Below are 12,462 nucleotides of genomic sequence, written 5' to 3'. Positions count from 1 at the left end.
GATCGGCGGACGCGAGCGGGCGCCGAGCATCGATACCTTGACTTCGGCACCTGAAAGAGACGGGTGCCTGGTTCCACCCGGACGGGGTCGACTACCAAGCCGGGTCTTGTTCGCAAGACCGGACCGTAAGTTGTCCATCGGGGGCAGAACTTGCCTACGGTCCGTCCCGTCCGGGCCCTCCGGAACACGCCGGATCGTAGTCCGGCCGAACAGCGCATGTGCGGCCGCAAACACCAATAGAGTCTGGCGTCATGGACATCCGACTCGTTGCGGTGGGCGCAGCCATTGTTGTTGCCGGGGTTGCGGGCTGCTCCACGCCGCCCGCCGCACTCGGTGGGACAACCGCGAAGGTGACCATCAACGGTCAGAGCACGGGCGGACCGCATGCGGTGTTGTGCACCCAGTCCGGGTGGATGTGGACGATCGAAACCCCCAACGAGAACAAGGGCTTCACGGCCACGGTCGGCACCGGTGACAAGGTCACCGTCGAATCGGTCAGCTTCCGCGACTTCGGGGGCTTCACCGGCAACTTCTGGCAAGGAAACATCGGCGAGGCCGAGGTGCAGGGTGACGGCGGCACGTTCACCATCACCGGCTCGGCGGACGGTTCGTTCACCGACAATCCCAGTAACGCGGTGACTGCCACCTTCCGCATCGAAGCCAGCTGCTGAGGCTTCGGCTCATGCACGAGTTTCGCGGGGCGGTCGAGGCCGGGGACCTCGATGCCGTCATCGCGTTGTGCCGCGACGACATCGTGTTCCGCAGTCCCGTCGTCTTCACGCCATACGAGGGGCGCGATGCGCTGCGAAAGATCCTCGCGGCGGTGATGGAGGTCTTCGAAGATTTCCGGTACGTCCGTGAGATCGGAGCGGCCGACGCTCGGGATCACGCGCTGGTGTTCCAGGCGAAGGTCGGCGACAAGGACATCGAAGGATGCGACTTCATCCGAACCGATGCGAACGGAGCGATCGCCGAACTCACCGTCATGGTGCGCCCGTTGTCGGCGACGTTGAGCCTGGCCGAGAGGATGAAGGAGCGGCTCACCCAATCCTGACCACCGGTCTGACCACTTGACCTCTGGCCTGTCGGGTGGCACCCTTGCCGCATGGCCCTGCAACCGGTGAACCGTCGTTCCGTCCCCGAGGACGTGTTCGAGCAGATCGTGTCTGAGGTGCTCAGCGGGGCCATGCAACCCGGCGAGTCCCTGCCCAGCGAGCGCAGACTGGCGGAGGTCTTGGGCGTCTCCCGACCCGCCGTTCGGGAGGCGCTCAAGCGACTCACCGCAGCGGGACTGGTCGAGGTGCGACAGGGCGATGCGACCACGGTGCGCGATTTTCGTCGCCACGCGGGTCTGGATCTGCTTCCGCGGCTGCTCATTCGGGCGGGTGAACTCGACCTGTCCGTCGTAAGGAGCATCCTGGAGACGCGGCTGCACAACGGTCCCAAGGTCGCCGAATTGGCCGCCGAACGCACCGGTTCGGATCTGGCTGAAGCGCTCGATCAGGCATTGCGGGATCTGACCGCGGAGGACGATCCCGTCGCCCGGCAACGCCACGCCCTGACGTTCTGGGACCACATCGTCGACGGCGCCGACTCGATCGCCTTTCGGCTGATGTACAACACCCTGCGGGCCACCTACGAACCGGCGCTGCCCGCATTGGCGGCGGTGATGGCCGACGAGGTCGGCAGGCCGCAGGCCTACCGGGACCTGGCCGATGCGATCACCGCGAGCGATCCGCCGCGGGCCCGACAGGCCGCCCAGAACCTTCTCGGACCGGCGACGGCGGCACTTCTGCACGCCCTCGACGATCTGAAGGAACAGCTGTGACAGCCACAGTCACACGCCGTGCCCGCAGGGGGTTCACCCTCACCGATGCGCTCGGCCAATTCTGGAAACACCCCTCCCCCTGGATGATCGGCGTCACCCTCGTCACCGCGGTGGTGGCCCGCATCGCCGTCGGCGACTGGCAGATCACCGATGCCATCGTTCCGGTAGTGATGCTCGCGCTGTTTCCGTTCTTCGAATGGATTCTCCACGTCTTCATCCTGCACTGGAGGCCAAAACGACTCGGGCCCTTGACGATCGACCCACTGCTGGCCCGAGAACACCGCGCGCACCACAGCGATCCGCGCGACGTCCCGTTGATCTTCATCCCGTGGAAGTCGTTGGCCACGTGGGTGTTGCCGTTGACGCTCGCCGTCGGCCTTCTGGCCTTTCCGCGGCTGGGTATGGGGTTGACATACCTCGTCTGCATGGGGGCTCTCGGATTGGCCTACGAGTGGACGCATTATCTGATCCACAGCGACTACAAACCGAAAACCGCTCTCTATCGGGCGATCTGGCGCAACCACCGGCACCATCACTTCAAGAACGAGCATTACTGGTTCACCGTGACCAGTTCGGGGACGGCCGACAGGGTGCTCGGCACATACCCCGACCCGGCCGCGGTGGAGAACTCGCCGACAGCGAAGAGTCTCCATGCCGGGGCTCCGGCGTGACCGTGTCGGTCGGCTACTGGACGATGACCGGGTCGCCGATGCTCACCATGTCGTAGTACCACGCCGCGTTGTCCGGGCTGAGATTGATGCAGCCGTGGCTGACGTTCGCGTACCCCTGCGAGTCCGTCGACCAAGGTGCAGAGTGTACGTACACACCACCCGAGTTGATGCGGACGGCGTAGTAGACGGTGAGCCTGTAGCCCTCCGGATCGTCCAGCGGAATGCCGATGGTGCGGGAATCCATGATCACCGGATTCTCCTTCGCGAGTACGGAAAACGACCCCCTGGGTGTCGCAAACCCCGGCTTGCCCATTGACGCGGGCATCTCGCGCATGACTTCGCCGTCGACGCTGACGGTGAAGGTGTAGGCGTCGATGTCGGCGACCCCGAGCACCGTGGAGCCGGTCTGGAAGCTGGCCTTGGTGTTCCCCGCGGTGACCGTGATCGTCGAATGCGCCGGGAAGAACTGTTCCGGAGTCCACTGCAGTACACGGTCATCGAGCCAGGCGAAAGTTCCGGTCTGAGATCCGGCGGGCATTCCCGGCGCGGCCACGGCGAAGGCGCGCTCGGCGGCGGCCCGGTTCGCGATGGGCTGCTTGAACGTCACCGTGATCGGATGCGCTACCCCGACCGTCTGGCCTGCGGGCTGGATGCTGGCTACAGCAGTAGGCGTTGTGACGCCCGCTGAACTTGTCGGGGCATAGACGACGGTGAGCACCGCGAGGCTCGCCACTGCGAGCATGTTTCGTAGCTTCAGCACACTTGCATCCTAGTTCGTCTCGTGGAGTTCCCCCCGGCAGTCGCAAAGCGGGCCCGGAGCCTGCATGTCACAGCGCAGGTCGAGCTCGCCTCACGACGGTTATCGAACGTGCTGCTCAGAACGTTTCACACCAGTCGGTCCCACCCGGAGCTGGCGTGTCGGTCGGTCGCGAGCAACATCCCGCAGAGGTGGCGTCCACCGGCGTGCAGCACACCGTCTCACGCGGTCAGAGGGTGAGTCACGCCGGCGGCAGCGGTGCGGGTGCCGGGGCCGGGGGTGCCGCGCCCTCGGCTGCTGGTGCGACGACGGCCTCGGGCGGCGGAGTCCCCGGGGGCGGAGCCGGCGGGGGATCGACGGGCGACGGGGCGGGCGCCGGGGCCTGCTGCACCGCGGGCTCGTCGCCGCCGATGTTCGAGAACCGGTCCCTGATCCGTTGCAATAAACCTCGGCGCTCGGGCACCGGAGTCGGCTGGGCCGGCACGAGACCGGGAGCCATCGATTCGGGCGGCAACACCGGCACCCCCGGCGCCGCGGCCGGCGCTTCTGGCGGCGATGCGGCAGGGAGCGGAGCCTCCGCCGCTGCGGGGATGTCGACGACGGCGACGGGCGACTCTTCGGGCGGCGCGGGAATCTCGGCCGGCGGCGACACGGGCGGCGCCGCGGGCACAGGCGCAGCGGCCGGCCGGGGCGCGGGTGCCGCCGCGATGTCGGGCGACGATTTGGCGGCCGGGCTCGGCTCGGCGGGCGTGGTGTCCTTCTCCGGCGCCAACTGCATGCTGATCGCCGCCGAGACCGATACGACGAACGTGACCGTCCCCGCGGCCAGCATGGCCAGCGGACCGGCCGGTGCGGGCTGTCGTCGAGGCTGGCTGCCTGCGCGGTCGAGCGGCCGCTCGGCGGTGAACACAGCGGGGCCGCTGTTCGCCGACGCGAGCGCGGCGCCGCGTGCCAGGGCGAACTCGGCTTCGGCGGGTGCGAACACCGGCACCGACAACACGGTGTTCAGCCGCGGCGTGATCGCGTCCAAATCCGCACCCGATCCAGCCAGCACCAACGCTTCGGGCCGCCAGTCGGCTCTGGTGAACACGGCGTTCAACCAGCGGATCAACGATTCTTCGCTGTCGATGGAATGGGTGAACGCGGTCTGCACGGCACCTTCCCGCGTATGCACGATCAGCGCGAAGACGTCGTCGGACTCGATCACGCACACCGCCGTGACCTCGTTGCCGATCAACTCGGCAACATCCCACGCCAAGGCCTCCGCAGCCTCGGGCAGGCGCACCGCCACCACGTTGTCGACCCCGCATTCGCGCAGCGATCTCAGTAGTAGCGACGCCTCGGCTTGGGCGTCTTCGCTCCACGTCACCCCGATGGGCCGCAACCGGTGACCGTGACTGGCGGCAAGGGCTTCGGTGCGCAGGACCGCCGCTGCAGCCTCGTCTGCGGTGTGGCGCGGAGACGACCGCCGGGTGGGCGGGATCTCAATGGCTTCGCGGTCGATGGTTGCGCCGTCGGCGTCCTGTCCTTCGACGAGGACAAGGCCGACGGCAGACGGTGTCACCGACAAGCCGAGTACGGCGTCCACTCATTACCCCTTCGGACGTCCACTTACCGGGGTGACCGTAACAGCACGGTGCCCAGCCGGCTTCCCGGGGAGTGGGCCGGCATCCGAAAGCCGCTGCCAGCGATCAGGATCGAAATGTGCTGTGCCGCTGAATCTCCTGCAAGACGAAGCTGAACACCTTTGCCGGGGCGATTGTCTCTATCGCTACGTCGGGATCGTCGGCGCGGTCGAGTCGCGTGCCGGGGTGATCGTGTTCGCGCCCGCATCGCGGATCAGCCGCCTTGTGCAGGGAGTGCCCGGACGGCCGGCGTCCCCGCACGGCTACGAGGCCAGAATCTGCTGCAGCAGTGCGGGTTCGATGTTGCCGCCGGAGAGCACGACTACCGTTCGGCCCGTCGGGCTGCACCCTTTGCGGTAGGCGGCCAGCGCGACCGCGCCGCTGGGTTCGCTCACCAGGTGTGCGCGGTGAACGAATTCGCGTACCGCCGAACGGATCTCGTCTTCCGTCACGGTCACGACGTCGTCGAGCACCCGTTGCAGGTGAGCGAAGGTCAACTCGGATGGCTGCGAGCGCAACCCGTCGGCGATGGTGCGGTTGCGGTCTTGAATGGACCAATCGACGCGGTGTCCGACGCTCAGGCTCTGTGCAGTGTCGGCAGCGAGTTCTGGCTCGACTCCGATCACCTTGGCGTTGGGACACAATGCCTTGATCGCCGTACCGATCCCCGAGGCGAGACCGCCCCCGCTGACGGGTATCAGCACCGTGTCGACGCTCGGCAGATCTTCGGCGATCTCCAGCCCGATCGTGCCCTGTCCGGCGATGATGTCGGGATGGTCGAATGGGGGAATCAGCACGCCGCCCGTCTCCTCGACGACCTCAGCCGCGACCCGTTCGCGTTGTCCCGCACCGCACAACACCACCGTCGCCCCGTGACCCCGGGTGGCCGCCACCTTCACATCGGGCGTCTCCTGCGGCATCACGATGTGGGCCGGAATCGCGTACACCGCCGCCGCGTAGGCCACCGCCTGGGCGTGATTTCCGCTCGAATAGGCCACCACTCCCCTGGTGCGCACCGATTCGTCGAGGTGGCCTATCGCGTTGAACGCACCCCGCACTTTGAACGCCCCGATCGACTGCAGGCTTTCGGGTTTGACCCACAGCGGCCGGTCGTCGTCGCCCGCCCACCGGGCGGGAAGCAGCGGTGTCCGCAGCACGAAGGCCCGGATTCGCGCCGCCGCCTGTTCGATGTCGTCGAGTGTCACCACGTCCACACCCACAGTGTGCTCTCACCGGTCGTCTTCCACGCCGTGCCGGGGTGTTCCCGCACCAGGACGGGAGAGACAATAGCGATATGGCCGGCACCCTGTTTTTCGACGGCAACTGCGGAATGTGCACGCGCGCCGTCTACTTCATCTTGAAGCTGAATCGCACTGGGGATCTGCGAACCGCGCCTCTACAGTGCGAGGGCGTCGCGGATCGGTTGGCTATCCCGCAGTCCCAGATTCTCGACGCCGCGCGATGGCAAGACGAGTCCGGCGTTGTGTACGAGGGCGCGCACGCGATGAACGCCGCAGTGGCGACCGCGCTGGGATCCGGGATTCCGCTCTTCGTCTACCGGCTTCCCGGAATCCGTGCGCTACAGGACGCCGTATACCGGTATGTCGCCGGTCATCGCAACCGCTTCCCGGGTACGACGCCGTACTGCGAGTCGCATCCCGTCAACTGCTGATCGCGTCCGCCTGGCGCGGTCTGCGCGCGCGGGTCGCGCTGTTGTGCGGGCTGGCGTTGCGAGTGCTGGCGTGCCCTGCGGCGGCGCTAACCCTTCGTGAGGGTGAACTGGCAGACGTCGGTGTAGCCCTCGCGGAAGAGGTCAGCGCAGCCGGTCAGATACTTCATGTACCGGTCGTACACCTCTTCGGACTGGATTGCGATCGCCTCGTCCCGGTGTGCTTCGAGCGCAGCGCTCCAGTGGTCCAGTGTGCGGGCGTAGTGCAATCGCAGCGGCTGTACCAGGCCCACTTTGAAACCGGCTTGCGTCGCGTGCCTCTTCACCGCGACGGGCTGGGGCAGATCCCCGCCGGGGAAGATCTCGTCCATGATGAACTTGAAGAACCGGAGCTTCGTCATGGTCAGCGGCAGGCCGCGGGCAGCGAACTCCTCGTCGTCGGGCTTGACGATGGTGTGCAGCATCATCACACCGTCGTCGGGCAGCGCGTCGTAGGCCATCTTGAAGAACTCGGTGTAACGGTCGCGACCGAAGTGCTCGAACGCGCCGATGGACACGATGCGATCGACCGGCTCGTGGAACTGCTCCCAGCCCTGCAGCAGAACCTGCTTGTCGCGGGGGCTGTCGATGCCGTCGAGCACCTTCTGCACATGAGCCTGCTGATTCTTGCTCAGCGTCAGGCCCACCACGTTGACGTCGTAGCGCTCCAGCGCCCGTTTGATCGTCGCGCCCCAGCCGCATCCGACGTCGAGCAGCGTCATCCCCGGTTGCAGCCCCAGCTTGCCCAGCGAAAGGTCGATCTTCGCGAGCTGGGCTTCCTCGAGCGTCATGTCGTCACGCTCGAAGAAGGCGCAACTGTAGGTCTGCGTCGGGTCGAGGAACAGCCGGTAGAACTCGTCGGACAAGTCGTAATGGGACTGCACATCCTCGAAATGCGGCGTGAGGTCCTGGGCGGTTTCAGTGGTTTTTTCTGGCACGGTGAGCCCCTGGCGTCGAATTGGGTCAGGTCGAAGCTCCGCACGGTTAGAGAGCCTCCCCGTCGAGGGCAGTTTACGCACAGCCCCTGGATGCCGCCGTATTGCCCTGGTCAGCAGCGATCGTCACGCATCGCGCCGCACATGGTGGCGCGCCGCCGCGACCGCACTATCGTTGACCTTGTACGGCTAACCCCGACAAGAACGGAGACCGATCATGAACTCACCTGACGGCCTCGCGTTCGGCGATGCCATTCCCGAAGCCGACGTGGCGGACCAGCGCACCCCGGTGTACCCCGGCGACGAGGACACCTGGCAAGACGCCGCGACGATCTCCACCGAACACACGTGGGACGCCAATGAGGCCGATCTGGTCGATCAGGCGATCGAGGTGCCGATCCCCGACGACGACCTCCCGTTCGAATAGCCCACCGTTTCAGGCACGCAGGCCCCGGGGATCCGATGACGCGCCCGCTTGCGGGGAGTAAGCATGACGCCATGGCTATGCTCGCGGAATTGCTGGAAGGTCTCGACTTCGATCCCAACGCCTCCCGGGTTTTCGGCCAGCCCTACGAAACGGCCGACGGCACCACCGTCATCCCCGTCACGGAGATCCGCGGCCGGGCACGGCGCGGCGGTGAACCGAACGTCAAAGTGACGACCAGGCCGGCCGGTGTGTTGGTGATCAAGGACGGCGACGCCGTATGGCGACCCGCGGTCGACGCGACCCGCATCGCCCTGGCCGGGATCCTGGTCGGACTGGTGGCGTCAACGCTCGCCGGGGTGGCGATGGTCCGGCGGCCGCCGTGGCCCGACCTGTACGGCGACGTCTCGTCGCGGTGAGGAGCGGCGGCGACGGTTTCGGCGGTTCGGCGCCGGGTACGCCCGTGCGATGAGCACACACGCAGACGGCGGCAGCGACTACCGTGCCGACCAGGACCCGGACGCCGATCCAGAGATGAAACAGGACAAGGCGATCCGGCAACCCGACCAGGCCGAAGGGGCCGACGACCGCGGCGAGACGAACGGCTGACGGACAGTCGAACGAAACGTCGTCGTGCTCGAGTACCGCACGAAACTTTCACATCGCCGCCACCGTACCTACTTGTACGTTTGGGGGCGGATGCGGTCGACTGGGCGCTAGGGTTCTCGAAAACGCTTGCAAGAGAGCGAGGGACGGTGGACGGAGCGGTGACGGTGTCGATGGCGGCGCCGGCGGAGCGGATCTGGGAGCTGATCGCCGATGTGCGAAACACCGGCAAGTTCTCCCCCGAAGTCATGGAGGCCGAATGGCTCGGTGATGCCACCGGACCCGCGTTGGGCGCGCGGTTCCGCGGTCACGTCAAGCGCAACGAGATCGGGCCCGTCTACTGGACGACATGCGAGGTGACCGCCTGCGACCCCGGCCGGGAGTTCGGCTTCGCGGTGCTCGTCGGGGACAAGCCGGTGAACAACTGGCATTACCGGCTCACCCCTGTCGACGGTGGCACCGAGGTCACCGAGTCTTTCCGGCTCAACGATTCCGTGCTGATGAAAGCGTTCTCGGTGCTGGGAGGTCAGCTCCGGCGCCGGCGCAACATTCGCGACATGCGCAAGACGCTCGAGCGCATCAAGGCCGTGGTCGAGGCGCCTGACGGCAAGTGAGCGGGCAAGAGGCACAACGTTGTCCGTCAACGCGATCACAGGCTTCGCATCGTGAATCCACCCCGGCGGAGCCGTCACCTTTGATAGAAACGGTGCCAGTTCAGCCCGCGAGCCGAGGAGCCTCCGATGGGTCAGTGGTCACGTGAGGAGATCGACGAGGCGTTCCACGCCTATCAGGACGCGGTGGTCGACATCGGCAAGACGTGGAACTGGTCGGGCTATGCCGATCTCTTCACCGAGGACGCGACGTACGTGGAGCACGCCTTGGGCGACATGTCCGGCCGAGAGGCCATCCGCGACTGGATCGTCTCGACGATGAACATGTTCCCCGGCAGCGAGATGCCCTTCTATCCGGTCGAGTGGTATTCGATCGACGTCGACAAGGGCTGGGTGATCAACCGCAACGTCAACAAGATGAAGGATCCCGGCGACGGCAGCGTGCACGGCGCCCCGGTCATCACGGTGCTCCGGTACGCCGGCGACGGGAAGTGGAGCTATGAAGAGGACGCCTACAACCCGATGAACTTTCTGGTGATGGTGCAGGGCTACATCCAGCGCTGCCACGAGCTCGGCACCATCTCCGACGACGCTCGCGTATTCGCCAAGAACATGAACTGGCAGTTGTCGTAATCAATTTGGCCACGGCAGGCGGATTCGGCCTGCTCGGACGGATATCGGCCTACCCTCGGACGGATGGACACCGCGACACCACCCGCCTTCGGCGCGCACCTGGTCAAGGCCAACGGCACCCCTCCGCCTGAGGTGCCGTTGTCCGAGGTCGACTTGGGCTCGTGGAACTTCTGGGTGCAACCCGACGACTTCCGCGACGGCGCCTTCGCGACGCTGCGCCGCGAGGCGCCGGTGTCGTTCCACTCTGCGCTGGAGACTCCCGGTGTGGAGGAAGGTCCCGGACACTGGGCGATCACCAGATTCGACGACGTCTGGTACGCCAGCAGACATCCGCACATTTTCAGCTCGAGTCCGAGCATCACCATCAACGACGCGAATCCGGAGTTGTCGGAGTACTTCGGATCGATGATCGTGACCGACGATCCGCGTCATCTTCGTCTGCGCAATATCGTCAGCCGTGCCTTCACACCGAGGGTCGTGGCGCGTACCGAAGCCTCCGTCCGAGACCGGGCCCGGCGGCTCGTCGAAGGGATGATCGCCGAACATCCCGACGGCCACGGCGAGGTCGTCGCGGAGCTGGCCGGTCCTCTGCCGCTGCAGGTGATCTGCGACATGATGGGGATCCCCGAGGACGACCATCTGCAGATCTTCCACTGGACCAACGTGATTCTCGGTTTCGGAGACAAGGACATCGCCCAGGATTACGAGGAGTTCGTCAAGGTTGCGATGGACATCGGCGCCTACGCGAGCGCGCATGCCGAGAATCGTCGCGCCCATCCCCATGAGGATCTGACGACCGCGCTGGTGGAGGCCGAGGTCGACGGAGAGCGATTGACATCGGCTGAGATCGCCTCGTTTTTCATCCTGTTGGTGGTGGCGGGCAACGAGACCACGCGCAACGCGATCAGTCACGGCGTGCTGGCGCTCACCCGCTATCCACGCGAACGTGAGCGGTGGTGGGCGGACTACGAGGCCGTCGCCCCCACCGCGGTCGAGGAGATCGTCCGGTGGGCGTTTCCGGTGAACTACATGCGCCGTACCCTCACCGAGGACTGCGAACTCAGCGGGGTGAAGATGTCCGCGGGCGACAAGGCCACGCTGTGGTACTGCTCGGCGAACCGCGATGAAGACAAGTTCGCCGATCCGTGGACGTTCGACGTGACGCGCAGCCCCAATCCGCATGCCGGATTCGGTGGCGGTGGAGCGCATTTCTGTCTGGGCGCCAACCTCGCCCGTCGCGAGATCAGCGTCGTCTTCGAGGAGCTGCACCGGCAGATACCCGACATCGCCGCCACCGAGGAACCGGCGCGGTTACTGTCGCCATTCATCCACGGGATCAAGCGCTTACCGGTGTCCTGGACACCGCCTCGCTGAGCTCGTCACGGTTCGCGGTGCCGGGCGCCGCGGGGGGCGACAAATAGCCTTCGCAGGTTGATCCCACTCGTCGGGTGCGTGCGATCCACCCGTTAAGCAGCCGTGGGAGAGGAATGTGCGGACGGCTCACCGTGAACTCATCGGTCGGTGTCGTCGGCTGCTCCATGGGTAACCAACGGCCATGCAACCCGATCACTTTCGTACCCTGCTGACTTCGAACGGCCCCTACGCGTCGGTGTACTTCGACGACTCCCACAACACCGCCGACGCGGCCGCCCAGATGGAATTGAAGTGGCGCGCGCTGCGCGAACAACTCGAGGAGCAGGGCGCCGATCCGGCGGTGACGCAGAGCATCGAGCGGGCCGTGACGGACGCGACTCCCCCCGTCGGCCCCAGTGGTCGCGCGGTCGTCGCGAGCGCCGACGGCGTCCTCGTCAACGAACCCCTCATTCGGCCCGTCGAGCTGGTCGTCCGCGTGTCGGCGCTACCCTACATCGTCCCCGTCGTCGAGCACGGCCTCGACCGTCCGACGTACGCCGTGGTGATCGTCGACCACGAGGGTGGAGACATCACGCTGTACCGCGAAGGCACCGTCGTCTCGGACACCGTCGACGGCGACGCCTACCCGGTGCACAAGGCTTCCGGTGCCGAAACACCGGGCTACGGCGATCCGCAGCGGGCCAGCGAAGGGGCGCGCCAACAGAACATCCGCGCGGTCGCAAACCAGCTGACCACGCTGGTCGACGATGCCAAGCCCGAGGTCGTGTTCGTCGTCGGCGAGGTCCAGTCGCGTACCGACCTCACCGCGCAACTACCCGAGCGGGTCGCTTCGCTGGCGGTCGACGTGGCTGTGGGGGCGCGGCACAGTGGTTTCGACGACGCCGACCTGCAGCACGCGATCGACCAGGAGTTCTTCCGCCGCCGCGTGGCAGCGATCGACGACGCCGCGCAACGCTTCACCGCTGAGCTCGGTCGTGGTGAGGGCATGGCGACCGAGGGGCTCGACGGCGTGACGGCAGCGCTGCGGGCGGGCGCGGTGGAGACTCTGATCATCGGTGAAGTCGGCGACGCGACCGTCGTCTCCGGCGACGACCTGACCACGATCGCGCCGAACGCCAACGTCCTGTCCGAACTCGGGACGGCGCCGACCCAGACTCTGCGGGCCGACGAGGCGCTGCCGATGGCGGCGATCGCCACCGGCGCTGCGTTGATTCGCACCGACGAGCGCATCGATCCGGCCGACGGCGTCGCCGCGATTCTGCGCTACGCCTTGCCCCGCTGACGGCAGAA

General features: G+C 66.4%; 16 protein-coding genes. 12 read left to right on the top strand and 4 right to left on the bottom strand.

Annotated features, from left to right (window positions below; translation table 11 throughout):
- The first annotated feature begins 251 nt into the window (after window positions 1–251).
- The 4 genes from AU193_RS03780 to AU193_RS03765 are packed head-to-tail and all read left to right on the top strand — an operon-like array spanning window position 252 to window position 2,499.
- Entirely contained in the window at window positions 252–671 is a 420-nt protein-coding gene (locus tag AU193_RS03780) for a lipoprotein LpqH (protein ID WP_064421019.1), read from the top strand.
- Between the two features lie 11 nt (window positions 672–682).
- Window positions 683–1,054 carry a nuclear transport factor 2 family protein gene (locus AU193_RS03775; protein WP_064421018.1) on the top strand — a complete coding sequence of 124 codons (372 nt, stop codon included), beginning with the start codon at window positions 683–685 and terminating at the stop codon, window positions 1,052–1,054.
- A gap of 51 nt (window positions 1,055–1,105) precedes the next feature.
- Complete coding sequence (locus AU193_RS03770) at window positions 1,106–1,828, top strand: FadR/GntR family transcriptional regulator (RefSeq protein WP_064421017.1); 723 nt, start codon at window positions 1,106–1,108, stop codon at window positions 1,826–1,828.
- Complete coding sequence (locus AU193_RS03765; protein WP_064421016.1) at window positions 1,825–2,499, top strand: sterol desaturase family protein; 675 nt, start codon at window positions 1,825–1,827, stop codon at window positions 2,497–2,499. Before AU193_RS03770 ends, AU193_RS03765 begins: the two co-directional genes overlap by 4 nt.
- Before the next feature lie 13 nt (window positions 2,500–2,512).
- Here the strand turns inward: AU193_RS03765 and AU193_RS03760 are convergent, their stop codons facing one another.
- The 3 genes from AU193_RS03760 to AU193_RS03750 form a co-directional block, all read right to left on the bottom strand.
- Window positions 2,513–3,241, bottom strand: a complete 729-nt coding sequence (locus AU193_RS03760) for a L,D-transpeptidase (protein WP_064421015.1) — start codon at window positions 3,239–3,241, stop codon at window positions 2,513–2,515.
- A gap of 256 nt (window positions 3,242–3,497) precedes the next feature.
- Entirely contained in the window at window positions 3,498–4,844 is a 1,347-nt protein-coding gene (locus AU193_RS03755; RefSeq protein WP_082682818.1) for a hypothetical protein, read from the bottom strand.
- 300 nt (window positions 4,845–5,144) lie between these two features.
- Window positions 5,145–6,095, bottom strand: a complete 951-nt coding sequence (locus AU193_RS03750; RefSeq protein WP_064421014.1) for a threonine/serine dehydratase — start codon at window positions 6,093–6,095, stop codon at window positions 5,145–5,147.
- 80 nt (window positions 6,096–6,175) lie between these two features.
- Between AU193_RS03750 and AU193_RS03745 the strand changes: the two genes are divergently transcribed.
- Window positions 6,176–6,553: a thiol-disulfide oxidoreductase DCC family protein gene (locus AU193_RS03745; RefSeq protein WP_064421013.1), complete on the top strand. Its 378-nt coding sequence runs from the start codon at window positions 6,176–6,178 to the stop codon at window positions 6,551–6,553.
- Between the two features lie 86 nt (window positions 6,554–6,639).
- Here the strand turns inward: AU193_RS03745 and AU193_RS03740 are convergent, their stop codons facing one another.
- Window positions 6,640–7,527, bottom strand: coding sequence for a cyclopropane mycolic acid synthase family methyltransferase (locus AU193_RS03740; protein WP_064421012.1), 888 nt, complete (start codon window positions 7,525–7,527; stop codon window positions 6,640–6,642).
- Window positions 7,528–7,741: 214 nt separating this feature from the next.
- On the opposite strand from AU193_RS03740, the gene AU193_RS03735 reads away from it, so the two are divergent.
- The 7 genes from AU193_RS03735 to AU193_RS03710 all read left to right on the top strand — a co-directional run bounded on the left by AU193_RS03735 (window position 7,742) and on the right by AU193_RS03710 (window position 12,454).
- Window positions 7,742–7,951, top strand: a complete 210-nt coding sequence (locus AU193_RS03735) for a hypothetical protein (RefSeq protein WP_064421011.1) — start codon at window positions 7,742–7,744, stop codon at window positions 7,949–7,951.
- Between the two features lie 71 nt (window positions 7,952–8,022).
- Window positions 8,023–8,367: a hypothetical protein gene (locus tag AU193_RS03730; RefSeq protein WP_064421010.1), complete on the top strand. Its 345-nt coding sequence runs from the start codon at window positions 8,023–8,025 to the stop codon at window positions 8,365–8,367.
- Between the two features lie 49 nt (window positions 8,368–8,416).
- Window positions 8,417–8,557 (top strand): hypothetical protein, encoded by a 141-nt coding sequence (locus AU193_RS23310; RefSeq protein ID WP_172798206.1) that lies wholly within the window; start codon window positions 8,417–8,419, stop codon window positions 8,555–8,557.
- A 146-nt stretch (window positions 8,558–8,703) separates the two neighbouring features.
- Window positions 8,704–9,168, top strand: a complete 465-nt coding sequence (locus AU193_RS03725) for an SRPBCC family protein (protein ID WP_064421009.1) — start codon at window positions 8,704–8,706, stop codon at window positions 9,166–9,168.
- A gap of 126 nt (window positions 9,169–9,294) precedes the next feature.
- Complete coding sequence (locus tag AU193_RS03720) at window positions 9,295–9,798, top strand: nuclear transport factor 2 family protein (protein ID WP_064421008.1); 504 nt, start codon at window positions 9,295–9,297, stop codon at window positions 9,796–9,798.
- A 63-nt stretch (window positions 9,799–9,861) separates the two neighbouring features.
- Window positions 9,862–11,172 (top strand): cytochrome P450, encoded by a 1,311-nt coding sequence (locus AU193_RS03715; RefSeq protein ID WP_064421007.1) that lies wholly within the window; start codon window positions 9,862–9,864, stop codon window positions 11,170–11,172.
- A 181-nt stretch (window positions 11,173–11,353) separates the two neighbouring features.
- Window positions 11,354–12,454, top strand: a complete 1,101-nt coding sequence (locus AU193_RS03710) for a hypothetical protein (protein ID WP_064421006.1) — start codon at window positions 11,354–11,356, stop codon at window positions 12,452–12,454.
- The last annotated feature ends 8 nt before the right edge of the window (window positions 12,455–12,462 follow it).

It is taken from the genome of Mycobacterium sp. GA-1285 (genome assembly GCF_001499905.1).
Lineage (GTDB): Bacteria > Actinomycetota > Actinomycetes > Mycobacteriales > Mycobacteriaceae > Mycobacterium.
This window is presented reverse-complemented; position numbering and strand designations above follow the sequence as displayed.